The organism is Myxococcus sp. AM010 (assembly GCF_013372585.1).
In the GTDB taxonomy this organism is placed as follows: Bacteria; Myxococcota; Myxococcia; order Myxococcales; family Myxococcaceae; genus Myxococcus; species Myxococcus vastator.
In genome coordinates, this window is the sequence record NZ_JABXEO010000073.1 from 22,989 (window position 1) to 46,323 (window position 23,335).

The following is a 23,335-nucleotide window of genomic DNA, read 5'->3' on the forward strand; positions in this document are numbered from 1 at the left end:
CCGTGACGCCGCGCGCGTCACGGTGTGTCGGGCTTCGTGGACGCCGTGGCCTCGGGGGCCGTGGTGGAGGGCTCCGGCGGCGTGGGCGGCGCGTCGTCGGCTGCGGAGGGCTCGGGCTCGGGCTCGGGCTCGGGCGGGATAGCGGGACGCGCCTCGGCCGCCGGCTCCACCGTCTGGGTGATGCGCGCCTCCAGCGTCAGCTCGGCCACCTGGGACAAGCGGACCGCGGACCCCGCGGCTTCGCCCTGGGGCGTCTCGGACGAGGGCTCTTGGGCCAGGGCCGCCTCCTCCACCGTCAGCCCCTCCGGCTGCAGCCCACCTTCGAGCAGCTCCGCCTGGTTGCGTCGCAGCGTCGCTTCCACTGCGGCCTGCTCCACCTCCTGCGCGACGGCCCGCCGTCCCTGGTAGCCGCCCTGGGCCTCCAGCCACGCGCGCAGCGCCTCCGCCAGCTCCGCGCCCGTCTGGAACCGCTCCGACGGGTCCTGCCGCAGCGCCCGCAGCAGGATGACCCGCAGCGGCTCGGCGACCCCCGCAGCCAGGCGCTCCACCTGCTCCGGGCCCACCTGGGCCATCCGCACCGCCACCTCCTTCACGGGCATCCACGTGGGGCCCTGCGCGTGAAGCTCCAGCGGCTCCGGCTCCAGCACGGGCGCCAGGTCATCCACCATCAGCGGGTGCCGGCCCGTCAGCAGCTCCAGCAGCACCAGTCCCAGTGAGAACAGGTCCGACCGGGCATCCACCTTCCGTCGCCGCAGCGCCTCGGGCGAGGCGTAGGCGATGTCCCCCTTCACCAGCGCCCGGCTCGTCACCTCGCGCCCGGAGAGCGACGAGGCCGCCACCGTGAAGTGGGTCAGCTTCACCTCGCCATGCACGCCCACGCGGATGTTCCGAGGGCTCACGTCCCGGTGGACGATGTGCAGCGGCCGGCCCCACTCATCCGTGAGGCCGTGCGCGTGGTTCAGCGCCTCCGCCACCTCCGCCGTCACGTGCGCCGCGAACTCCGCGGACAGGGGCCGCCGCCGCATGGCCGCCAGGTTCAGCACCGTGTCCAGCGAGCGGCCTTCCACGTGCTCCATCACCACGTGGGGCGCCCCGCGGTACACCTTCAACAGCATCACCTTGGCGATGCCCGGATGGTTGAGCCGGAACGTGAGGTCCACCTCCTCCACCAGCCGTCGCCGCTCCACGAACGTGGCGGGGTTTCGCAGCCGCTTCACCACCACCGGTCCGCTCAGGCCATTGCGGTAGCGGCGCCGCGCCAGCATCAGCAGCTCCCCCGTGGAGCGCATCTCCAGCTTGCGGACGAACTCGAACACCGTGCCGGCCACGGTGAACAGCACCCGTGGCCTGCGCGGGTCTCCAGGAAGCTCCTCCGTCGTCGTGTCAGGCGTCATCATGGGCTCATGGACCTCTGAGGTTGAATGAAAGTGAAGGGATTTCCCCATCCCAATGAATGGCGCGCCGGCTCAGCGCCACGAGCGCGGCGTGGCCAGGAGCCGCTTCAGCGCGTCCCGCCACCGCCGCCACCCCGTGCTGGCGCGGAGCTCCGTCAAGGCCCGGGGGGAGGCGGGCTCGGTGGGCGGCGCGAAGGACGCTGGCGGATCCGCTCGCTCCGGGACACGCATCCAGCGGCGCAGCTCGCGCGCCTCCTCGTCTCCGTCGAAGAGCTCCAGCGCCTCCTCGGTGACGGCCTCCTCGGGGGCGCGGGGCGGAAACAGGTGTTCGTCCCAGGCCGCGTCCGCGCCCGCCAGCGCCGCGTCCAGCGCGTCGAACAGGGCCGCGCCCGAGGGAGGCCGCCCCGCCGCGGAGGGCGACAGCAAGCGCGCCACGATGGCGTCCAGCGCCTTCGGGACGCGGGGGTTGCGGACGGAGGGCAGGGGAAAGCCACCCACCTCGATGCTGGCCAGCAGCCCGGCGGGAGGCAGGTGCGCTGAATAGGGAAGGCTCCCGGTGAGCACCTCGTAGAGCACCAGCCCCAGCGAGTAGAGGTCATCCGTGGGCGCGAACGCATAACGCGAGCCCGCCGGCCGAGGCTGGGCCCAGAAGCGCAGGGCCTCCGGGCTGCGGTAGCTGGGCGTGCCCGGCGGCAGGGTGTCCTCGGTCAGCACGGGCGAGCACGCGTGGTCCCCCGAGCCGAAGTCCACCAGCACCGGCTGCCCGTCCGACGCGCGGACGATGATGTTGTTGCCCTTGATGTCGCGGTGGAGCACGCCCGCGCGGTGGATGGCATCCAGCGTGAGCGCCAATTGCTGGAACACCCGCACCGCGCGCCGGGGCGTGGGCTGCGCGGACAGGGCCCACTCGGACAGGGTGGGGCCCTCCACGTAGCCCATGATGAGGACCAGGTAGCCATCACGCGCGTCCGGCCACCGCCGGTAGCCCAGCAGCTCCACGACGTTGGGGTGCTCCAGGCGCATGAGGACGTGGACCTCCTTCCAGGTCCGCGCGTCCGCCCCGGGCGCGTCCTCCTCAGAGGGGCCCTGGAGCGCGAACTTCAGCGCCACCTGCCGGTGCGACTCGGATTCGGCCAGGAAGATGGCGCCAAAGCCCCCGGTGGCCAGCCGCCGGACGATGCGGAAGGCCCCCACCTCCTCCGAGTCCTGGAGCATCAATGGGTGCAGGTCCTCTCCCGGCGTCACGGATGGACTCCCATAGGACCTTGGAGGTCCAATTCAGACGTGGTCCCAGCGGCTGTCATTGTCGGCGGCGTCATGATTCAACCTTGGAGGTCCATAGCATGACGTTTGCCCTGTGAGGTAGTCTCCTGACTTGGGGGGGCGGACGGAAACTTGCAGGACCCTGCGAGCGTGAGACCCTCGGCCGTCATGCGTGAACCCGTCGACCACAAGCTGGCAGCCCTGCTGGGAGGCGCCGCGCGTGACGCGCGCCTGCGTCTGGGCCTCACCCAGGGCGACGTCGCCGAACGCATGGGCATGGCCATGGAGGTCTACAGCCGCCTGGAGCGCGGGAAGATGCTGCCCCGGACCCAGACGCTGCGCCGGCTGTGCGACGTGCTCCAGGTCTCCGCGGACGCGCTGCTGGGCGTGGGCCGCTCCGACGGGGCGCCCGTCACGCCCCGCAAGGCGGTGAAGGAAGACCCGGTGGAGCTGCGCCGCATGACGCGCAAGCTGCGGGAGCTCGAGCCCGGTCAGCTCCGCGCGGTGTCCCGGGTGGTGAACGCCGTCGTCACGGTGCTGCCTCCGCCGGCGGCCCCGGCGCCCGCCACCCCGGTGAAGAGGCCCGCCACCCCGGTGAAGAGGCCCGCCACCCCGGTGAAGAAGCCCGCCGCGCGCGCGGCGCGCAAGCGCCGGGCGACGGGCTCGCGCTCAGCGCCTGTCTGAGGCGGTGGCCTGTCCTGGAGGAAGCCGGGGCAGCCACGCGATGAACGTCGTGCCCTGGCCCTCGCGGGACGACACGTCGACGGTGCCCCCGTGGGACTCGGCGATGTGCTTCACGATGAAGAGCCCCAGGCCAATGCTGCGCCCCGCGTTGGCGCCGCCCGTCTGTGCCCGCTGGAGCGGACGGAAGAGCCGCTCCCTGGCGTCGTCGGGAATCGGGGGCCCCTCGTTGTGGACGCACAGCATGACCCGCGACGCCTCGCCGTGGACGCGCACCGTCACGCGAGAGTCCTCGGGACTGTATTGGAGCGCGTTGCTCACCAGGTTGCCCAGCAGCTGCGCGACGCGGTCGGAGTCCCATTCTCCCAAGGCGTCCCCGTCCGACTTCACGTGGAGCTCCCGCTCCGGGTGGCTCAGCCGCAGCTCTTCAATCACCTGCTGCGCCAGCTCGTGCAGGTCCACGGGCCGCCGGTGGACGGGCAGCCCGCCGCCCATGCGCACCTGGGTGAAGTCCAGCAGGTCGCGCGTCATCCGCACCGCGCGCTCCGCGGAGGACTGGATGCGCAGCACCGCGCGCAGGCTCCGCTCGTTCAGCTCCTCCCGCCGCGCCAGCACGGACGCGCCCAGCTGAATCGCGCTGAGCGGGTTGCGCAGGTCATGGCTGACGATGCCAATGAGCTGCTGCTCGAACTCCGCGCGCCGGCGGGCCTCGGCCTCCTGGCGCTTCTGCGCGGACAGCTCGCGCCCCGCGGCGACCATGCCCACCGGCTGGCCCGTCCGGGGGTCGGTGAGGGTGGAGACGTTGTAGAAGACGGGGAGGTGCGCGCCCGTCTGGAGGTTGCGCAGCTGGAGCTCACCCTCCCAGCGCCCCCGCGTCGCCACGGCGGGGAGCAGGGTGTCCCGGATGAAGGCCTGGTCCTCCTCGGGGAAGTAGTCCAGGAAGACGGTGCGGCGCGCCGCCTCCTGTCCCGCCACGCCCAGCATCCGCTGCGCGGCCTCATTGAGGTAGGTGACGCGGCCCTCGGTGTCCGCGATGCCAATCGCATCCGGGCTCTGCTCCACCACGACGGCCAGCGCCTGCCGCGCCTGCTCGACCCGGCGTTGCTCCTCGCGCACCCTGGACAACGCGAGGTTGCCCTCCACGCGCGCCAGCAGCTCCCGCGCGGAGAAGGGCTTCACCAGGTAGTCGTTGGCGCCGGCCTCCAGCCCCTCGACGGTGGCCTCCTCGCCCGCGCGGGCGGACAGGAGGATGACGGGGATGTCCGCGGTGAAGTGCGACTCGCGCAGCGCGCGCAGCAGCCCGAAGCCATCCAGCCCCGGCATCATCACGTCGCTGAGCACCAGGTCCGGCCGGCGGGCCCGCACCGACGCCAGCGCGGCGCGGCCGTCGGCGGCCGTCTCCACCGTGTAGCGTCCGCTCAGCAGGCGCTGGACGTAGTCCCGCATGTCCGCGTTGTCCTCCACCAGGAGCACCGTGGCGCTGGCGTGGGAGGACGGCCGGGGCTCGCCGCGGATGGCCGGGGTGTCCTCGGTGGCGGTGAAGGCGGCGGGGGGCTGGGCGCCCAGCCAGGCCTCCGCTTCGCTGACGAAGGTGGGCAGACTGGTGGTGTGGCGTGACTCCGCCGCCGTCAGGTGCTCGGCTGGCAGGTGCGCGTTGCCGCGCGGCAGCCGGACCGTGAAGGTGCTGCCCTCGCCCTCGGTGCTGCGGACGGTGAGGGCGCCCCCGTGCAGCTTCACCAGCTCCTGCACCAGCGCCAGGCCAATGCCGCTGCCCTCGTAGCTCCGGCCCCGGGCGCCCTGCACGCGGTGGAAGCGCTCGAAGATGCGCGGCAGCTCCGCTTCGGGGATGCCGGTGCCGGTGTCCGCCACCGACACCTCCACCCCGTCGTCCTGCGCCGCGCAGGCGACGCGAATCTCCCCGGTGAAGGTGAACTTGAAGGCGTTGGAGAGCAGGTTGAGGATGACCTTCTCCCACTGCTCCCGGTCCACCCAGACGGGCTCCGGCATCGGCGGGCACGCCACGACGAGCTTCAGGCCCGCGCGCTCCACCGTGGAGCGGAAGGCGCTGGCCAGGTCCGCGGTGAGCGCGCCCAGGTCCGTGGGCGCGAAGGCGGCCCGGGTCCGGCCCGCTTCGATGCGGGAGAAGTCGAGCAGCGTGTTGACCAGCTTCAAGAGCCGCAGGCCGTTGCGGTGCACCGTCTCCTGGCGCTGGCGCTGGCGCGGGCCCAGCGGCTCCTCGGTGTCCTGGAGACCATCCTCCACGGGGCCCAGCATCAGCGTCAGCGGCGTGCGGAACTCGTGGGACACGTTGCTGAAGAAGGCCGTCTTGGCGCGGTCCAGCTCCGCCAGCGCCTCGGTGCGGCGGCGCTCCTCCTCGCGGCCGCGCGCGGTGGCCACGGCCGTCGTCACGCCGCTGGCCACCAGCTCCAGGAAGCGCAGGTAGGTGTCATCCAGCGCCCGGCGCGGGCTGATGCCCAGCACCAGGAAGCCCAGCGGCCGGGGGTGTCCGGGCCGTGGCATGGGCAGCACCAGCACGGAGGTGGTCGCCTCCGGCCAGGGGCCGGCGGGCAGGGGGCCCAGGGCCGCGGGAATCCGCTCCAGCCGCAGCCGCGCGCCGGTGCGGGTCACATGGGCCAGGGGCCAGGTGTCCGGGGCGGCCTCGTCGTCCAGGGGGATGACGGACGGGGCCGCGCGGTCGCCCGGCGCCACGCCGCTGGTGGCCGCCAGGCGCGCCGCCTTCTCCTCGGCGCTGGTGAGGTACAGCAGCGCCAGGGGAACGTCGTTCGGGTTGCCTTCGAGCACGCGCGCCGTCTCGCGGCAGGTGGCCTCCGGCGTCTCCTGGCCCAGGGCCGCCACGCCCAGCGCGGACAGCGTGCGCAGCCGCCGCTCGTTGAGCACGCGCTCGGTCGTCTCGGCCAGGGCGGCGAAGATGCCGCCCACGCCGCCGGACTCGTCGAGGATGGGGCTGTGGCTGTAGGAGAAGTAGCACTCCTCCACGTAGCCGTTCCGGTCCAGCGGCATCATCAGGTCCTCCACGCGGATGGGCTCTCCGGTGGCCTGGATGCGCTCCCAGCCGGGCGCGAGCATGCTGCTCCACACCTCCGGCCAGGTGACGGCGGCCTCCTGCCCCAGCGCCGCGGGGTGCTTCGTCGCGCCGCAGATGGGCCGGTAGGCGTCGTTGTACATCTGCACGTACCTGGGGCCCCACGCCAGGTAGAGCGGGTAGTTGGAGGCCAGCACGATGCCCACCGTGGTGCGCAGGGACTGCGGCCACGACTCCACGGGGCCCAGGGCCGTCTTCGCCCAGTCGACCCGCCGCAGCAGCGCGCCACACTCGCCGCCGCCGCGCAGCACCTCCCCCACTGCCTGGGAGCGCTTCATGACGCCATTCCCCGCGCAGCGTTCGCGCCAGGAACCTGGCAGGGCAGGTGCACCACGAAGGTGGCGCCCTGGCCCAGCGTGCTCCGCACGTCGATGGTGCCGCCCATGGCCTTGACGTTCTGCCGCGTGACGTACAGCCCCAGGCCCAGTCCGCCGTAGTGCCGTTCGGAGACGGCGCGCTCGAACTTCTCGAAGATGCGGCCCACGGCCTCGGGGGGAATGCCAATGCCTTCGTCACGGACGCTGAACCAGGCGCGCTCCGCCGTCCCGCCCGCCTGCAGGTAGACGGGGTGGCCCACGCCGTACTTGAGGGCGTTGGAGAGGAGACTGGACACCGCCTGCTCCAGCCGCACCCGGTCCCATTGGCCCACCACCACCTCGTCCAGCTCCGCCTGGATGGGCGTCCCGGTGCGCTGTGCCTCACCCTCGAAGCGCGCGGCCACCTCCTGGACCAGCGCTCTCAGGTCCACCGGCTCCAGCTCCAGGCGCAGCTGACCGCTGCTGATGAGCGTCACGTCCAGCAGCTCACCCACCAGCGTCGACAGCCGCTTCACCTGCCGCTGCATGACCGCCAGGTCCGCGGGCAGCCGCTCCAGCAGCTCTGGTCCGCGCCGCTCCAGGGTGGCTCGCGCCAGCGTCTGCAGCTTCAGGTTGAGCGGCGTCAGCGGCGTCTTGAGCTCGTGGCTGGCCACGGCGAGGAACTCGTCGCGCAGCCGGATGGCCTCGTCCATGGCGGTCAGCAGCGCCTCGCGCTCCTGTTCGACCTGCTTGCGCTCGGAGATGTCGATGACGGAGCCGATGTAGCCCAGGAACTCGCCGCCCGGCCCGAAGCGGGGGCTGGCCGAGTCGATGGCCCACCGGTACGCACCATCCGAGCGCCGCAGCCGGTAGTCGAGCCGGAAGGGGCTGCGCCGCGCGTTGGCGTCGAGGAACACCGCCCCGGACTGCTCGGCGTCGTCGGGATGCACGGCCTTGAGCCAGCCGAAGCCCAGGCCCGCTGCCTCCGTCTGTCCGGTGAACTCGTACCAGGTCCGGCTGAGGTAGACGCAGCGGCCGGTGACGTCCGTCATCCACAGCATCACCGGCGCGTGGTCCGCCATGTTCCGGAAGCGGGCCTCGCTCTCCTGGAGCGCCCGCTGGGACGCCTTCTGGACGGTGACGTCCCGCATGGTGACGAAGACCCGGTCGCTGCGCTCGCTCGACGGCCGGGTGAGGGTGAGCATCACGTCGATGTGGCGCCCCCGCAGCGTTTGAAGCTCGGTCTCCAGCTCCAGCCGCGTGCCGCCGTCCCAGAACATGAGGAGCTCGGCGGTGAAGGCCTTCACCGTCTCCGGGACGAAGAGGCGGGACAGGGCCAGGGTGCCAAGCACCTCATCCCGGCCGCGCGCCTCGAGCAGGCGCACCGTGGCCTCGTTCACGTCCACGACCTTCACCCACCCCGCGGCCTCCATCACGAACCCGGGGTGCTCCACGAGCCAGGCGCGCAGGTCCTGGACGCCGGAGGCACGCAGGCCGTCGAGCGCGGACGCGACGGCGGTGAAGTCCTCCTCCCAGAGGGAGACATCCGCTCCGTTGAACAGCTCCTGGTAGCGCGCGTCTCCGGCTGTCTCAGCCCCACCCAAATATGCCTCCTCCGTACCCCGGCTCGGGTGGACTGAGTTAACAGCGTGAGTACGCTCACCGCGTCCCAAAGATTCTGGAGCCGCCACGAATCAACGCACAGGCGTCTTCCTGGCGACCGGCGGTCGAACGCCTCCTCGGAGGGCGGCTATGGAGGCCCGGCCGAACGCCCGCTTGCCTTCCGAGTCGAGCGCACGCCGGAGCGGTTGATGGGGCTCCAGCACCGTCTATGATTGTCCGGACATGCTCCCTTCCAGGGTTTTTCTATTCATTCCTCTCTTCATCCTCTTCAATGTGTCCAGCGCGCGGGCACAGTCCTACGAACGGACACGAATCGAAGGGGTGGAGCTGTGTCGCGGTGACAGGGCCGTGACCTATGCGATGACCACCTCGGGTGGCCACCCGACCGCTGAAGAGAGGGCCGCGGTCACCGCCGCGTTCAACACCTGGAATCAGGCCGTGGCCAGTTGCTCGGACCTGGTGTTCACGCCCGGCGAGGATGTGCCCCATCCCGCGCCGATGCCGCTCGACGGGAAGATGCTGGTGACCTTCCGCCAGGTGAACTGCTCGGACATCGTCCCCGATAACGATGTCTGCTGGCAGAGTGACACCTGCTCCGAAAGTATGACTGTTGGCCCTTCGCGCCGAATGATGTCGTTGATGAGACGAGCCATTTCCGGCTGTCCACCGGTGAGATTCTCGGCACCAACATCAGCCTCAACAACAGCAATGGCATGCTCACCACGCTGGACGGTCCCCCCTGCGACCAGGGAGTCATCGAGCCCGGCTGCGTCGTCGGAGATGTCCAGAGCCTGGTGACACGCTCCATCGGAGAGGGGCTGGGGTTCGCCCTGCTGACACGCACCGATTCCACGATGTCTCGCGACCTGCCATGGGGCGATACGCAGAAGCGCATCATCGACCCCGGCACGTTCCAGGGCATCTGCGAGACCTACCCTCGAGGGCTGCCAACACCCGGCTGCCCCCTCCCAACGGATGGCGGCGTCCCAGATGGAGGTGACGGCGTCCCGGATGATGACGCTCCGTCCAAGTCTGGCTGCACTACCACCACCTCGGAGCCACTCCTCGCAGGGCTCATGTTCCTGCTGGGGGCTCGACGCACTCGCCAAAGCTCACGGGGCTGAGCCCGCGGAGGGAATGACCTGCGAGCACATATCCGCAGGCAGCACGTGAAATGGGAGGCAGCTCCGGGGCCATTCAGGCTTCGTCGTCAGGGAGGAGCGTCCGGAGCAGCGCGTCGTCAGGTCCGAGCGGGCGCCAGCCAGGGGGCGGGGGATTGGCGATAAGCGCAGCTCCGACCGGCCGAGCCCGCTCTTTATGCGTTTCGGGGATGAGACTGGACCACAGGCCAAGTGCTTTTGCGACCTTGAAGCGGTTGTCGTCATCCAACACGGCTGGCCAGCCATCTGGGAGACTCCCCCACAACTCACGCACGAGTTGTCCACGCACCAAGCGGGGCACTTGCTTGCTTCGCACCGCTTCGGCTACCAAGCCATCGTACACCTGAACTCCGGCAACGTCGTCTGGACCAAGCTCCTCGGCCAGTGTCACCAACGATGCGGTGGGACAGGCCTCGGCGAAAGCAGTGAGTGAGTCGTAGCCGCGCTCACGGACGCGCTCATGCAGGCGGGCCTTCCAGTTCCCTCGCCATGAACGTTCGTCGGTCATCGGGAGCTCACCATCATGAAGTTCCGGGGATGGAGTGGCGGCGTAGCAACGTGGCGCCCCATCTCACCAATTGGCGGGGCCACCGCATTCGTTCAGGCTTCGTCGTCAGGGAGAAGCGTCCGGAGAAGCGCGTCGTCAGGACCGAGCGGGCGCCAACCCGCGGGGGGCGGATGAGTGAGAAGTGCCGCGTTGACCTGCCTGACGCGCTCCTGATGCGTAACGGGCGTGAAACCAAACCAGGATCCAAGCACCATGGCGACCTCTAGCCGGGCTTCGTCATCCAGCACCGACGGCCAACCGTTCGGTAGCCCCTCAGACAGCTCACGAACGAACTGGCTGCGCACCAACCGAGTGATTTGATGGGCACGTTCTGCCTCCTCGACCAGCCCCCTGAACACCTGCACCCCTGCGAGGTCTCCATTGCCCAGCACATCGGCCAATTCGACCAACGAGGCAGTAGGGCGTGCCTCTGCAAAAGCTGTAAGGGAGTCGTAGCCGAGCTCGCGAACCCGCTCATACAGCCGTGCCGGCCAATCGCCACGCCAGGAACTTCCCTCGTTCATCTCCCGCTCCAGGAAGTGAATTTCGTCGGGATGCTATAGCGCTTCATCTCCTTTGCGACGAGCTTCAGTACCGTATTCCTCGTCAACTTCCGTCCGGCCACCGTCTCGGCTTCTTGCAAAACACCCATGATCATTCGGTTCCACTCGCCGGGCCAAATGCGCCCCAGCTTCCAGTTCCCTCCACCGTGAATCGCCTCGTGGTGGGCCCGCTCCAGCCGCACGCAGAACTGGTCGATGTCCATGTCCCCCTTGAAGCCGCGCGCCTCGAACCACGCACGGTGCTCCTTCGGCAGGACGTGGTGCTTCGGTGCGTCGGACATGCCCGCGCCCGCTCTGCCCGTCACCCGCATGCCGCGCACTTCGGGGCTGTCTCCCAGCGCGTCGCGCACGCCCTTGGGCAAGTCCTGGTGCGCCTGGGCCATCATCACCTGTCCGCCGTGAATGCGGATGGCCGCGCTGACGGCCGGGAGGGAGATGACGCCCGCCTGCACGAGCCTGCGCATCAGCTCCACCCACTCCGCGGAAACGACGATTCGCGAGCCCACCATGACGCCACCCGAGCTCATGACGAACCCAACGCCGAGCGTCGCGGGTGCGGCCGGGGGCAGCCGAGGCAGCGACATCTTCAGCGTGGAAACCATGGTGAGCATCTCCAGCACCTGCGCCGCCACCATGACCTTGCCGCCGAACTCCATGGCCAAGCGCGCATCCCGATGAATCGCGTCGAACTCGTGGGTCAGCTCCCCCATCAGCACGGGCATCGCGGTCGCCGCCGCCTCTACGCGCTCCGAGTCCCCCGAGGCGAGGTCTGCCAGCGTCGGAGTCATCATGCTTTGAACTCGATGCAGGTCCACGAACAGCTTCTCGTAACCGCACATGGGACAGTCGCGTACCACGGCGTCAGCGAGTTGGAGGAAGTCCACCCACGTGGCCAGCAGCAGGGCTCCGAACATCGCGGCCTGGAGGCGAGGTCCCGACATGCGGAGGACGCCCAACTCCATGTCGGAGTCCCCCACCTGCGACGCCACGCTCACCAGCGCGGTGGCGCTCCCAAGCGTTCGTCGGAGCCACGCCCGTTGCTCGGAGCCGTGGTTGAGATAGCGCGTGAACACCCCGGCGAGCCCACGGCCACCGAGGGAGGGCGGACGCGACGCAAGTCGGGAGCGCGCGGCTTCGCTGCCCTCCATGGAGCGCTTCACCTCGTCAATGGCGTCGAGGACGGCCTGGCGCGTCGCTGCGGCACTCCGCTCCCTACCTCCGGCAGCTCCAGACATGGTGCCAGGCCCGGCTTCCGTGACGTCGTGACGTAGCCCCTTGCGGCGCAATCGCCGTGGGCGCACCTCGGGTCCTGAATCGCTTGGCGGTTCTACCCAGGCGGGGGACGCGGCCACGCGCGGCGTGTAGCGCAGCGGTCCGTCACGTTCGAGAGCATTCGGCGCCGAGGCGCACCCCGTGGCAAGCACAGCCACCACCAACAGCAGTACGTCAGCGCGCATTGCCGCCCCCTTCCGCCTTGGGAAAGATTAGCGTGCCCCCGTGTCCATCGCGTAGAGCTTCCCTCCCAGGACTCGCCAGCGCATATCCTGATGCTGTGAATCTATAAAGTCCATGTTCTATGGACTTGAAGGGTTCATATCGTCGAGAATCCTCGGAAACCCAAGCATTGCCTCCCGAGGACCGCATGCCCTCCACGACCGACAGTGACAGACGCCCCGCGCGGTCCCACGTCCCCCCTCCACCCGCGGCTCCGAATACACCCCAGCCGCTCTTCACGGTGGGCGGCGTCCGGTACGAGGCCGTCCGTGAGTTGATGCGGATGCCCACGGGCGAGGCGCTGCTCCTGGCTCACCGCTATGCATTGGAGGAGGAGGTGCCGGGCCGGTGCCTCGTGCGTCGTCTGCCCAGCCCCTCCAGCTACGAGGAGCGCAAGCGGCTCTCCGATGAGATTCAACTGGCCTTCGGGCTCAATCACCCCAGCATCGCCCAGGTCTTCCACCTGAAGATTCACCGGAACACGCCTCACGTCGTCATGGAGTACGTGGACGGGCCTTCGCTGGACACGTTGGTGAGCGCGGGCATCGCGCGGGGCAAGCCCGTGTCAGAGGCGCTGGCGCTCTACATCGGCGCCGAGGTCGCGGACGCCCTCCACCACGCCCACACGTCGCGAGGCGAGACCGGCAAGCCGCTGGGCATCATCCACCGGGACGTCAACCCTCGGCACATCTACCTGGGGGCGCATGGCGGGGTGAAGCTCGCCAACTTCGGCGCCGCCTACTCGCTCATGGTGGGGCGGCTTGAGTCTCCCGCCAACCTCGTCCGAGGTGACGTGGCCTATGCCTCTCCTGAGTATCTGGAGCGCCTGCCGCTGTCTCCGGCCTCGGACGTCTTCAGTCTGGGCGTGGTGCTCGTGGAGCTGCTGACGGGCACGCACCTCTTCGACGTGGAGGACGTGCCTTCACCTCCCAGGGGGCTCAGTCCTCTCCAGGCCGAGCAGCTCCCTTCCGTGCCGCTGACGCAGATGCGCGTGCTGCTCGCCAGCTTCAGTCCGGCGGATGTCGAGGTGGCCGTGGCGGGGCTGTCCGCGGACGTGAAGGCCCTCCTCCACACGGCCTTGCGCGTTGTCCCGGGAGAGCGCTTCGCCACGGCGGCGGACCTGGGCGCCGTGCTGCGCGCGGCGCTGACAAAGCGGCATCCGACCTTTGGGCGCCAGGATGCCCAGGCGGAGGTCGCCCGCGTCATCGCGGAGGGAGGCTGCCTGCGTGACGTGGTGGAGTTCGGTGAGGGTGGCCTCTACCCGGAGGGGCTGGACGCGCACGAACTCGAGGCGCTCGCGAAGAAAGACTAGCGAGTCAGGGCGGTGGCGACGTGGAGGAGCGCGTCCAGCTTCTCCTCGTCCAGCTTCCGCGCGAGCGCCAGCAGGCGGCGCAGCTCGGGCGTCTCCGCTTCAAGGGACGGAGCGCGTGGAGGCTTCTTCTTCCCTGTCCCGCGCGGCGTCGTGCCCAGCAGGACCTCGGGCGAGAGGCCCAGCGTCAGGCTGAGGCGGTGGAAGACGGGGACGCTGGGCAACACCTTCCCTCGCTCCAGGCGCCCGTAGGCGGGCTCCACGAGGCCCACGCGCTCGGCCACCTCGGCGCGCGTCATCCCCAGCTTCTCCCGCGCCTCCCGCGCGACCGTGCCGATGGTGATTGCCAGCTCTTCATTCATGGAACTTCCCGAAGGTGACTTCTTCCATCCCTCCTTCGTAGTGGAATGGGATGCCAGACGTCTAGATGTTGATGCTGGATGTCAGACGTCAAGCGGCTCAAGCCGGTCGCGAGGACGGACTCCATCCGGAGCAGTCCCTTTGGTAGGGTCCGCGGCCCGTTGGGAGGGTGCGCGCATGGGCGAGGTCCGGAAGGCTGGGAGGCGGACGCCATGAGGCACAAGGAGCCTGCCCTCGCGGTGCTCGCGCCCGGCGTCCAGGTGGTGGGCTACACGGTGGAGCGCCGGCTGGGCAGCGGCGGCTTCGGGGCCGTGTACCTCGCACGGTGTGAGGGGCAGGCCTACGCGCTGAAGCTGTTGGAGCTGGCGCGCGTGGGCGCGCGGCTGGAGCGTGAGGTCTCCATTCTGCTGAAGCTGCGTCACCCCAACGTGGTGGGCCTTCATGGCTTCGGGAAGTGGCCGGTGGCGTCTCCGGAGTTTGGCGTCATCGTCATGGAGTACGTGGAAGGGCGGCAGTTGGACGTGTGGGCGTCCGAGGAGAACCCCTCCGCGCGGCAGGTGGCGCGCGTCGTGCTGGACGTGGCGCGGGCGCTGGAGGCCGTCCACGAGGCAGGTGTGCTTCACCGTGACGTGAAGGAGGCCAACGTCATGGTGCGCACCGTGGATGGCGCGGCGAAGCTGGTGGACTTCGGCGTGGGGGACTACGCGGGGGCGCCAGGAATCACGGTGGACATCCTCCCGCCTGGGACGCCCGAGTACCGCGCTCCGGAGGCGTGGAGCTTCTTCCGGCAGCATGCCCGGGTGCCTGGGGCCTTCTACACGCCGGGCCCCTTGGACGACTTGTGGGCGCTGGGCGTGGTCCTCTACCAGTTCCTCACCGCGCGGCCTCCCTTCGTGGGGGACCACTTCACGCTGGCGGATGTCGTCATCACGAATGAAGCGCTTGCGCCATGTCTGGTGAACGCGCGTGTGCCCGCGGCGCTCAGTGACGTGTGCCTGCGGCTATTGGAGAAGGCGCCGGTCGCGCGGGTGCCGAGCGCGGGGGCGCTGTGTGCGACGCTGGAGGAGGTGCTGCGAGGCGCGGACGCGACATGGGATGTGCCGCTGTGTGACGCCCACGGCGAGGACACCGCGACGACGGAGGGGGACAGGGACACCTTCGACAAGTGGCTGAACGAACCGCTGCGCCGCCCCCGGCGCGGCAAGCGGCGAGAGCAGGCGAGGCCTCCTCCATTGGAGGCGCAGGCGCCATCGTTGGAGGAGCGGAGCGCCGCGTCGGAACAAGCTTCGCGGCCCGTGCTGACCTCGCTGCGTTGGGGCACGGCGGCCCTGGCGCTGGTCGCGGTGCTGGTCGCGGTGGGGTGGGCGTGGAGCTCGCGGACGTTGCGCGATGCGGGGGCCGTGCCGCTCCGTCAGGAAGTAGCGCGCCCGGAGAGTTCATCCCAAGCTGTCCACGCCGCAGCGCCCCTCTCCGGCAAGGAGTCCACCCCTGCGGCCTTCGCTGCCCCTGCGATGCTCCCCGAGGCCACAACCGTGAAGATGGAGAAGACCCAGACCCCGCCGCCACCAAAGCCTGGAAGGAAGGGCGCGGGTATCATGAGCAAGGCGCTTGTCGCGGTGGCGGCCTGCACGGGGTTGGCGTGTCCTGGAGCGCAGGTGCGCCCGCCTCCTCCCTATGAGCCGTGTCCAGACGGGGCCGTTGAGGAGATGGCGCGGTGGGGCGTCAAAGTAGAAGACCACTATGGCGTGACTTTTCTGGTCGACGAGCCGCAAGTCATGACGGTGAAGGATGGGCCGGCTGAAGTGCTGCTGCTCGGCAGGTGGAATCGCGTGCCGACTGCCACCATCTTCTCTGGGCGCCTCATCGTGAGTGACCGCGTCTATGGTCGGTTCACCCATGCGCGTACGCGCGATGGAAAGAGCTTTCCCGTGTGCCTGGAGTTGCAGTCCGAGTCCTTGGTGAAGGGCTTGGAGCGAAAGCCGGGGGACGACAGTCCCACCTCGGCCCGTGTCTTCACGACCGGCGATGTGAGGGCGGTGCGCGAGTTTGAGTGATGCGGCGCGGGGCGCCGCGTGAGGGAGTCGCGGACGGATGCATGCAACATCATTGGTCGTTCTCCTCTGGCTCGCGCTCCTGGCGGGGAGCGCGGCGGCTCAAGGGAACATGGTGCCGGGAAACGGCGCTCGGCGAATCGAGTTGGGGCCGGATGACTCAGGCGCGCTGACCGAGATTGCAGTCAGCCCCGGTTTGTCCACCGTGATTCTCTTTGACTCGGAGTTGGTTCAAGAGGGCATCGCCCTGGAGGGGAGGCACGTCTTCTCGAATGTCGACGTGGGCCGCACGACGATGCGGCTGGTTCCTTCGGAGCGGGGAACTCCTGGGGAGAAGTTCCGGCTGTCTGTGCGCTTCCGCGACGGCGCAGCGCCTCCTGGTGCTTCGTTCCTGTTGACGATTCATCCCGCGCGTTCGGACAGGCTTGTCGAAGTGTATCGGAGCGCGAGGACCGTTGAGTCGTACCAGCAGGAAGCGAGGGAGGCGCGAGCCGAGATGCTACGGTGTCAGGAAGAGCGCGCGCATCTGGTGTCGGAGCATGGCGCTCCGGTGGGGCTCGCGGGATTGCTCGCGACCGGCGGCATCGATGCGAACGGTGTGGCCGGCCGGGTCGTGACTGAGACGGTTTCCTCGGACCGGAGGAGCGCCCTCCAGCCCTTCATGGTTCAAAGCTTCCGCTCGAAGACGCGTGTCGCCCTGGAAGTCTTCCTGAGTGGCCTGCGGGGAGGACTGCCGTGGACTGCGAGTGGCGCCGCACTCCGCGGTCCCCCTGGAACTGAATTGAAGGTGCTCCGCGTGTGGCAAGCGTCACCCATTGCATCAGGTGGTCCTGGGCGCGTGGTGATTGAGGCAGAAGCGTCCGCTGAATCCGCACGCGGCTCCTTCTCGCTCAAGCTGTGGGAGGCAGAGGGTCCTCGCACGGTGACGATTGGCAACGTGACGTTCCCCTGAGGTGTCGCGGGGCGCCAGGGTGAGCGGCGCAGGCAGCGGCGAGCACCGTCGCGCGGCTACTCCTCCAGCCAGAATGAGCGCCCGCCGCTGTCCAGCGCCCGCATGAGAAAGTCCCCGAAGGACGGTGCAATCTGCTCCACCGCCGGGAACGTCTCATGGAAGGCATCGAACAGCGGGTACCTGGTGAACTTCGGCTCCACGTCTACGACGACGTAGTTGGTGTCCTGCATGTCGACCAGGGCATACAACGACGGTGAGCCGTAGGCGTCGTCGTCACGGCCGAAGACCGCGAGGCGCGCACGTCGAATCTCCGCCAGCGGGAGAATCCGATAGTTCGCGTCAGGAGGGGACTCGAACAACGCCGCTCCGTCACAGTGGAGGTAGAAGGCTCGTAGGTCAGCATCGAGCTTCCATCCCACGCGAGACTCGAAGGCCGCGATTTGGGCAGGCGTCGCTGGAGGATTGGGAAAGTGGTGCTGCGAGAGCGCTGCGAGCAGGGCGTCGATGGGCATGGCCGTACCTCAGTTCAAGTGAGGCCGGTCAGACCCCATGTTTCGCCACGATGCTTGAGGTCCGATACCTTGGGGGGAGTCGCAGCAGCAGTGGGTGACTGTGAGGCGTCCACCGAACAGCGCCAGGCCGCTCTCACTTGGGGCCCCCGAGCTGAGGGGGGCAAGGCGCCGAGCGACCGCCAATCTCCGGGAAGCGCTCATAGGCCCGCTTGAGCGCGTCCAGGTGGGTGGGGTTGTCCAGGTCGAGCGGCGCGTCCGTGAGCTGCACGACCCACCCGCCCACCTGCCGCCGCTGGAAGCGCCCTTGCCAGTCGCCTTGGATGTTCGCGAGCTACTGCCGCACGGCAGGATGCCGCTGATGACGTGCCGCCCCTCGCCGTGGGGGCCACGAATTCGGATGCGCATCGGCGGCTCAGCCCTCAGTCATCTACCGCCGTGACGAGCCCGAGGCGCTTGTCCTCGGCTTGATGATGCCTGTGCCAGCTTGTCACGCGGACATGGGCTCGCATACAAGGCCGCGCATGCTTCGCAAGCCATTGCTCTCCCTGCTGCTCAGCGCGTCTGTCCTTTCCGCCGCGTGCTCTCGCGAAGAACAGAAGCCGGCCGTGCTCATCATCGACCGGGAGGAGGCCGACTTCGGTGAGCTGGAGGTGGGCCGGTCCTCCCCTGAGCAGCTCTTCACCGTGCGCAACGCGTCTCCGTCGGCGGTGGAGTCCGTGTCCGTCAAGGTGGAGGGCAGCGGGTTCACCATCACCGCCAACACCTGCGAGCGCTTCCTCGACGCGGGCAGGGAGTGCGAGGTGCGGGTGCGGTTCTCGCCCCGGCTTGCGGGGCCGAGCGAGGCCCGCCTCGAGGTGGAGGGCGCGCCCGACGTGGACAGCGCGGTCCTCAAGGGCATGGGGGTCGGCTATGTGGAGGTGAGGAGCCTGCCGGGTGGCGGAGCGCGCGTGGGGGCCGACGGGGAAGGCTGGTCCTGCGACGAGCCGTGCAGGATGCCGGTCCGCAAGGCGCAGGTGACGCTCCGGGCCGCGCCAGCGGGGATTCCGACCTGGGGCGGGGCCTGCGCCGTGGTGGCGGGTGGCGGCTGCTCGCTCGTCATGGACGGGACGAAGGTTGTCTCCCTGGAGGCGCTCGAGTCCCTCCTGCGGTGGGAGGCGCGGCGGGGCTCTCATCCGCGGAGCGTGGCGGTTTCGGCCGGTGGTGACATCGTCGTCCTGGAGGTCGGGCAGCTGCAGCGGCTCAGCAGCACCGGGCAGCTGCGCTGGTCGGTCCCCCTGAGCGGCGGGGTGGAGATGGCCCTGGATGGCGCGAGCAATGCCTACGTGGTGGACTACTTCGGACGGGTGACCCGGTACGACACGCACGGGCAGGTGCTGTGGACCTCTTCAGAATCCGTCGAGAATCCCAACTGGCCCGAGCTCGCGGTGAGCGCAAGCGGGAACGTCTACGTGCTGTTGAGCCTGGGCAATCATGAGCTCGCGCGTCAGCTCGAACTCATCGCCATCTCGCCGCAGGCTGCCAAGCGTTGGAGCCTGCGCTTCAATGAGGGCCAGTTCAACTACGCCTCTGGCCTGGCGGTGAATGACCAGGGGGAGGTCTATCTGTCCGGCAGCGTGTTCAACCGGAACGAGACGTCCGGGGAGTCGGTGTTCGTGAAGTCCTACCTCCGGAAGTACAGCGCGGAGGGTGCCACCCTGTGGGAGACGCAGGACGGCTGGGACCTCTTCGCCGTCAACGCCGAGGGCGCGACGAGCACCCTCTTGCCCAACACCTCCCAGTCTGCCGGGGGCTTCACCCAGCGGTGGATTGGAGCGAATGGGGTGACGCAGTGGACCGCGACCATCCCGAACGGGCCGGGCGTGGTCACCCTGCAGACCTTCGCGTCCTCCGGGACGCTGCTCGTCGGCGGGCACGAACCCCTCGCGGTTGGAACGGAGTTTGGCCGGGGCTGGTTCGCGGCAATGAACCTCACGACCCGTGCGCTCGGCCCGGTGACCTACGTCGAGGGGAGCACGGGGACGGGAGGTCCGGTCCGTATCAGCGACCTCTCGCTCACCCCGGCGGGCCACGTCGTGGTGACCGGCGGCTTCGGCGCCGTCACGGACCAGGGCGAGGGCTACATCCGGGTGTACGACGGGCGCGTGCTCACGGGCGAGCCGTAGCGCCCTCACTGCGCGGTGCCACGCTGGGGTTGGAGGGAGACCCGCGGAGCCGGGACTGGAGCCAGACGGGATATTCTTCAGCGCCGCCGTTCGTCGGGTTGAGCGGCCTGCAAAGCGATGGAGTCCGGCATGACCATGCGCACCGCCCGTATCCTCATCGTCGTCATCGGGCTGTTGCTCCCGTACGCAGCACGCCTGCCGCATGGCCTCGACTGGGCGCAGCAGTACGCGGGCGACGGCCTCGGCGCGACGCTGTTGCTCGGCGTGTTCAACGCGCTCGCGTGGGGCGCGCTCCTCGCCGTCAGCTTCTTCTACCGACGGCCGGTGTCGCTGCTGGCGCCCGCGCTGGCGGGCTTCGGCTTCCTCGCCTGGGCGCACGGGTCGCTGAACCTGGCGGGGGACGCGCAGTCCGCCATCGCGCTCGTGTTCATTCCGCTCTACGCGCTGGTGCCGATTCTGGTCGGCGCGGTCGTCGGCGCCCTCATCGACCGGCGGCTTCGCGCCGGGTGACGGCGACGAGGACCCTCCCGATGCGCATGATGTTCGTGTTCGCCTCCGTCCTGGGCACGGGTGGCGCGGGCCTCGGACCGCGCGGGCGAGGCCGGCGACGCAGTTGGAATCAGGGCCGTCATTCGCCGTCGCGCGGGGGCGTCGGCGCCTTGCCACGCATCGCGCCGCGAAGAATGATGGCGAGATGTCATCAAAGACTCGCGCGCATCATCGTTCGAGCCTGTTCGTCGCCGCCCTCGTCCTGCTGGCGGTGCTCGGCACGTGGGGGTGCGCCGCGGGCCCAGCCCCGGTGGACGCGCGCGCAGCATCAATGGCGGCGCACGACGAGCTCGGTGAACGATTGGAGCGTGCGGTCGCGCCGGCCGAGGGCCCGGTCGGCGTCGCGGTGGTCCTGGCCAACGATGACGCGGACGGTGATGCGGTCGTGCTCGGCGGCGGACGCCGCTTCCCGATGCAGAGCGTGTTCAAGCTGCCGCTCGCGATGGCGGTCCTGGACGCCGTCGACCGGGGCGAACTGCGACTGGACCAGCGCGTGCGCGTCGAGCCCGCGGACTTCGTGTCCGACCGGCAGCACAGCCCGATCCGCGATGCTCACCCCGACGGCGTCGAGCTGACGCTGGGCGAGCTGCTGCGCGGTGCCGCGTCGGGCAGCGACGGCACGGCCGCGGATGTCCTCCTCGGCCTGGTCGGTGGCCCGGCCGCGGTGACGCGATACCTGCGCAGCGTGAAGGTCGACGGCGTCGAGGTCGCGGTCACCGAAAAGGAGATGGGGCGCGACCCCAAGGCCCAGTACCGCAACTGGGCGACGCCTGAAGGCGCGGCGGCCCTGTTGCTCGCGGTGGAGGCGGGACGGGGCATGTCGGCGGACGGGCGGCGGCACCTGCTGCGCCTCCTCACCGAAACACCCACGGGCCCGAACCGGATCCGCGGACGTCTGCCCGCGGGGACACCGGTCGCGCACAAGACGGGGACATCGAGGACCGTTGACGGCATCACCGCGGCCACGAACGACATCGGGCTGGTGACGCTGCCGGACGGGCGACGGCTGGTGGTCGCGGTGTTCGTCTCCGAGTCGCCGGCCGACGACGCCACCCGCGAACGGGTCATCGCGGATGTCGCCCGCGAAGCGTTCGACTTCTGGGCCGGTGACCGCGGCTGAGGTGGACTGGGCGCCGCCTGTCGTTCGCGGCATGTCTCACGCGAGGTGACTGACAGGTTCCGCTGCGCGCTGCTTCGACCGGCCCCGCTTGTGTCCGCTGCCTCGCAGGAGAGCGTCCGGCATGGGCAAAGGGGCGTCCGTCGACTTTGAGCCTCCCAGGGCTCAAACGTCCAACACGCGTCCCACTCCGCCGACGGGCGAGCACCCGTCCCCTCGGCCCGCCGTCAGCGCTGCCGACGCTCGGCTCCCACTCCACATCGGTCCAACCCCTGGCGTTGCCTCGGCCGCTTCAGGGCACGGCCGCCCTGGTAGAGTCCCGCCTCATCCATGACGACCCTTCGCAAGGTGATGCTCGTTGACGATGAAGAGGACATCCGCACCATCGGCAATCTCAGCCTCGGCCGCGTGGGGGGATGGACGACGGTGCTCGCCGCGTCGGGCGCGGAGGCCCTGGAGAAGGCCCGCGCGGAGCAGCCAGACCTCATCCTGCTGGACGTGATGATGCCGGGCATGGACGGGCCCACCACCTTCGGCCGGCTGCGCGCCGAGGAGGCCACGGCGCACACGCCCATCATCTTCATGACGGCGAAAATCCAGAAGCAGGAGGTCGCCCGCTACCTGGAGCTGGGCGCGCTGGGCGTCATCGGGAAGCCCTTCGACCCGATGACGCTGCCTCAGGAGATTCGCAAGCTGGTGCCAGGATGAGGCAGGGGCTTCGCCTGCCGCGTCGCTCGGGCGTGTTGGCGGCGGGCGCGCTGCTGCTCCTGTGTGGCCTGTTCGCCATGGGGCGCCCCTGGGCCACCTCCGACAATGACCGCTACCGCGGCGCGCTGCGGCACCTGCGCGTGGCCAGCGGCGATCTGGAGATGGACGTGCTGCGCGAACGCATGGGCCTGCGCACGCTTCACGGCGCGGGCCCGGAGGACTTCGCCGCGCTGCGAGCCCGCGCGGACGCGCTGCGGCGGTTCCCCTCCTTCCTGTCCGCCATGGACCAGCGCACGATGAACGCGGCGCTGGACCTGTTCGTCGGCGCGCTGGAGGAGAGCGCCGCGCTGCTGGAGCGGACCCGCGCCGCGGACGCGCGGGGCGCGAAGGAGGAGGCGGACGCGGCCGTCCAGGCCCTGCTGGAGGGCACTGTCAGCGCGCGGGCGGACCGCCTCATCAACACCTACCTGGAGCTCTACGAGCGCACGCAGGAGCGCAACGAGCGCTCGCGCATCATCTTCTTCCTCGTCTCGTTGGCGCTGGTGGCCTACGTGCTGGTGGTGATGGTGCGGCTGTCGCGCGCCTCCGCCGACCTGGCCGCGCTCAACACGGACTTGGAGCGGCGGGTGGAGGAGCGCACCAAGGCCCTGTCCGAGGCGAACGACGGGCTGCGCGCCAGCGAGGCGCGCAAGGCGGCGATCCTGGAGGCCTCTCCGGACGGCATCCTCCTGCTGGACGGCGGCGGGGCCTTGCTGGAGCTGAACCCCGCGGCACAGAAGACCTTCCAGGTGGCCGCCGCGGACGTGGTGGGCCGCGACTTCCTCTCCGTGGCGCTCCCGGCGGAGCTGCCGGACGGTGCCCGCCAGAAGGTGCTGGCCGCGGGGCGGAGCACCGCGTCGGGGCAGGCCACGCGGCTGGAGTCTCCGTGTCTGAGAGGGGATGGCAGCACCTTCCCCGCGGAGCTGACCATCGTCCGCGTGCCCGGAGAAGGCCCGCCCCGCTACACCGTCTTCGTGCGCGACATCGCCGAGCGCAAGGCGGTGGAGCGGATGAAGAACGAGTTCATCTCCACCGTGAGCCATGAGCTGCGCACGCCGCTCACCTCCATCCGTGGCTCCCTGGGCCTGCTGGAGGGCGGCATCGTGGGTGATATTCCGCCCCAGGCGCTGGACATGGTGCGCATCGCCCGCACCAACACCGAGCGCCTCATCCGCCTCATCAACGACATCCTCGACCTGGAGAAGATGGAGGCGGGCAAGCTGGAGCTGAAGCGCTCCACGCCGGAATGCGCGGACCTGGTGGAGTCCACCTTCGCGAGCGTCCGGGGCATGGCGGACGGCGCGGGTGTCTCGCTCCACGCCGAGGTGACGGGCGCGCCGCGGGTGAAGGTGGACCGGGACCGGCTGGTGCAGGTGCTCACCAACCTGGTGTCCAACGCGGTGAAGTTCTCTCCGCGGGGCGCGGGGGTGAGGGTGCGCGTGGGGGAAGAGG

20 protein-coding genes are annotated in these 23,335 nt (G+C 69.8%); 9 read left to right on the top strand and 11 right to left on the bottom strand.

The features are described from left to right. Window positions 1–17: 17 nt before the first annotated feature. Both HV826_RS27485 and HV826_RS27490 read right to left on the bottom strand, forming a co-directional pair. Window positions 18–1,397 (bottom strand): serine/threonine-protein kinase, encoded by a 1,380-nt coding sequence (locus HV826_RS27485; protein WP_176419926.1) that lies wholly within the window; start codon window positions 1,395–1,397, stop codon window positions 18–20. 69 nt (window positions 1,398–1,466) lie between these two features. Next, window positions 1,467–2,639, bottom strand: a complete 1,173-nt coding sequence (locus tag HV826_RS27490; protein WP_368671002.1) for a serine/threonine-protein kinase — start codon at window positions 2,637–2,639, stop codon at window positions 1,467–1,469. Between the two features lie 186 nt (window positions 2,640–2,825). Here HV826_RS27490 and HV826_RS27495 point away from each other — a divergent pair, with 186 nt between their 5' ends. After that, the gene (locus HV826_RS27495) at window positions 2,826–3,341 is read left to right on the top strand and encodes a helix-turn-helix domain-containing protein (protein WP_176419927.1); all 516 of its coding nucleotides are present in this window, start codon (window positions 2,826–2,828) and stop codon (window positions 3,339–3,341) included. Here HV826_RS27495 and HV826_RS27500 read toward each other — a convergent pair. The 6 genes from HV826_RS27500 to HV826_RS27525 all read right to left on the bottom strand — a co-directional run bounded on the left by HV826_RS27500 (window position 3,327) and on the right by HV826_RS27525 (window position 11,865). Next, window positions 3,327–6,719, bottom strand: coding sequence for an ATP-binding protein (locus HV826_RS27500; RefSeq protein WP_176419928.1), 3,393 nt, complete (start codon window positions 6,717–6,719; stop codon window positions 3,327–3,329). The two genes, HV826_RS27495 and HV826_RS27500, sit on opposite strands and share 15 nt — an antisense overlap. Next, window positions 6,716–8,341, bottom strand: coding sequence for a PAS domain-containing sensor histidine kinase (locus HV826_RS27505; RefSeq protein WP_176419929.1), 1,626 nt, complete (start codon window positions 8,339–8,341; stop codon window positions 6,716–6,718). Before HV826_RS27505 ends, HV826_RS27500 begins: the two co-directional genes overlap by 4 nt. A 450-nt stretch (window positions 8,342–8,791) precedes the next feature. Further along, complete coding sequence (locus HV826_RS27510; RefSeq protein ID WP_176419930.1) at window positions 8,792–9,013, bottom strand: hypothetical protein; 222 nt, start codon at window positions 9,011–9,013, stop codon at window positions 8,792–8,794. Between the two features lie 544 nt (window positions 9,014–9,557). After that, a complete protein-coding gene (locus tag HV826_RS27515; protein ID WP_176419931.1) occupies window positions 9,558–10,028 on the bottom strand; it encodes an NUDIX hydrolase in 471 nt (156 codons plus the stop codon). Between the two features lie 92 nt (window positions 10,029–10,120). Continuing rightward, on the bottom strand, window positions 10,121–10,591 hold the full coding sequence (locus HV826_RS27520; RefSeq protein WP_176419932.1) for an NUDIX hydrolase: 471 nt from the start codon (window positions 10,589–10,591) through the stop codon (window positions 10,121–10,123). After that, entirely contained in the window at window positions 10,588–11,865 is a 1,278-nt protein-coding gene (locus HV826_RS27525) for a DUF2380 domain-containing protein (RefSeq protein ID WP_407938439.1), read from the bottom strand. The genes HV826_RS27520 and HV826_RS27525 overlap by 4 nt, the downstream gene beginning before the upstream one ends. A gap of 407 nt (window positions 11,866–12,272) precedes the next feature. Between HV826_RS27525 and HV826_RS27530 the strand changes: the two genes are divergently transcribed. Next, complete coding sequence (locus tag HV826_RS27530) at window positions 12,273–13,436, top strand: serine/threonine-protein kinase (RefSeq protein ID WP_176419934.1); 1,164 nt, start codon at window positions 12,273–12,275, stop codon at window positions 13,434–13,436. Here the strand turns inward: HV826_RS27530 and HV826_RS27535 are convergent. Continuing rightward, window positions 13,433–13,795, bottom strand: coding sequence for a helix-turn-helix transcriptional regulator (locus tag HV826_RS27535; protein WP_176419935.1), 363 nt, complete (start codon window positions 13,793–13,795; stop codon window positions 13,433–13,435). The genes HV826_RS27530 and HV826_RS27535 overlap by 4 nt on opposite strands. A gap of 210 nt (window positions 13,796–14,005) precedes the next feature. On the opposite strand from HV826_RS27535, the gene HV826_RS27540 reads away from it, so the two are divergent. Then, entirely contained in the window at window positions 14,006–15,847 is a 1,842-nt protein-coding gene (locus HV826_RS27540) for a serine/threonine-protein kinase (RefSeq protein WP_176419936.1), read from the top strand. 37 nt (window positions 15,848–15,884) lie between these two features. Then, a complete protein-coding gene (locus HV826_RS27545) occupies window positions 15,885–16,796 on the top strand; it encodes a DUF2381 family protein (RefSeq protein WP_176419937.1) in 912 nt (303 codons plus the stop codon). 56 nt (window positions 16,797–16,852) lie between these two features. Here the strand turns inward: HV826_RS27545 and HV826_RS27550 are convergent, their stop codons facing one another. Both HV826_RS27550 and HV826_RS37490 read right to left on the bottom strand, forming a co-directional pair. Further along, the gene (locus tag HV826_RS27550) at window positions 16,853–17,308 is read right to left on the bottom strand and encodes an SMI1/KNR4 family protein (RefSeq protein ID WP_176419938.1); all 456 of its coding nucleotides are present in this window, start codon (window positions 17,306–17,308) and stop codon (window positions 16,853–16,855) included. A gap of 133 nt (window positions 17,309–17,441) precedes the next feature. After that, window positions 17,442–17,630 (bottom strand): DUF5953 family protein, encoded by a 189-nt coding sequence (locus HV826_RS37490; protein ID WP_368671003.1) that lies wholly within the window; start codon window positions 17,628–17,630, stop codon window positions 17,442–17,444. Between the two features lie 199 nt (window positions 17,631–17,829). Between HV826_RS37490 and HV826_RS27555 the strand changes: the two genes are divergently transcribed. The 5 genes from HV826_RS27555 to HV826_RS27575 all read left to right on the top strand — a co-directional run. Beyond that, window positions 17,830–19,470, top strand: a complete 1,641-nt coding sequence (locus HV826_RS27555; protein WP_176419939.1) for a PQQ-binding-like beta-propeller repeat protein — start codon at window positions 17,830–17,832, stop codon at window positions 19,468–19,470. Window positions 19,471–19,605: 135 nt separating this feature from the next. Next, window positions 19,606–19,980, top strand: a complete 375-nt coding sequence (locus tag HV826_RS27560) for a hypothetical protein (protein WP_217918803.1) — start codon at window positions 19,606–19,608, stop codon at window positions 19,978–19,980. 184 nt (window positions 19,981–20,164) lie between these two features. Beyond that, window positions 20,165–21,139, top strand: a complete 975-nt coding sequence (gene bla / locus HV826_RS27565) for a class A beta-lactamase (protein WP_176419941.1) — start codon at window positions 20,165–20,167, stop codon at window positions 21,137–21,139. Window positions 21,140–21,466: 327 nt separating this feature from the next. Continuing rightward, complete coding sequence (locus tag HV826_RS27570) at window positions 21,467–21,844, top strand: response regulator (RefSeq protein ID WP_176419942.1); 378 nt, start codon at window positions 21,467–21,469, stop codon at window positions 21,842–21,844. After that, on the top strand, window positions 21,841–23,335 hold a 1,495-nt coding region (locus HV826_RS27575), incomplete at its 3' end, for a cell wall metabolism sensor histidine kinase WalK (protein WP_176419943.1). The genes HV826_RS27570 and HV826_RS27575, both read left to right, overlap by 4 nt.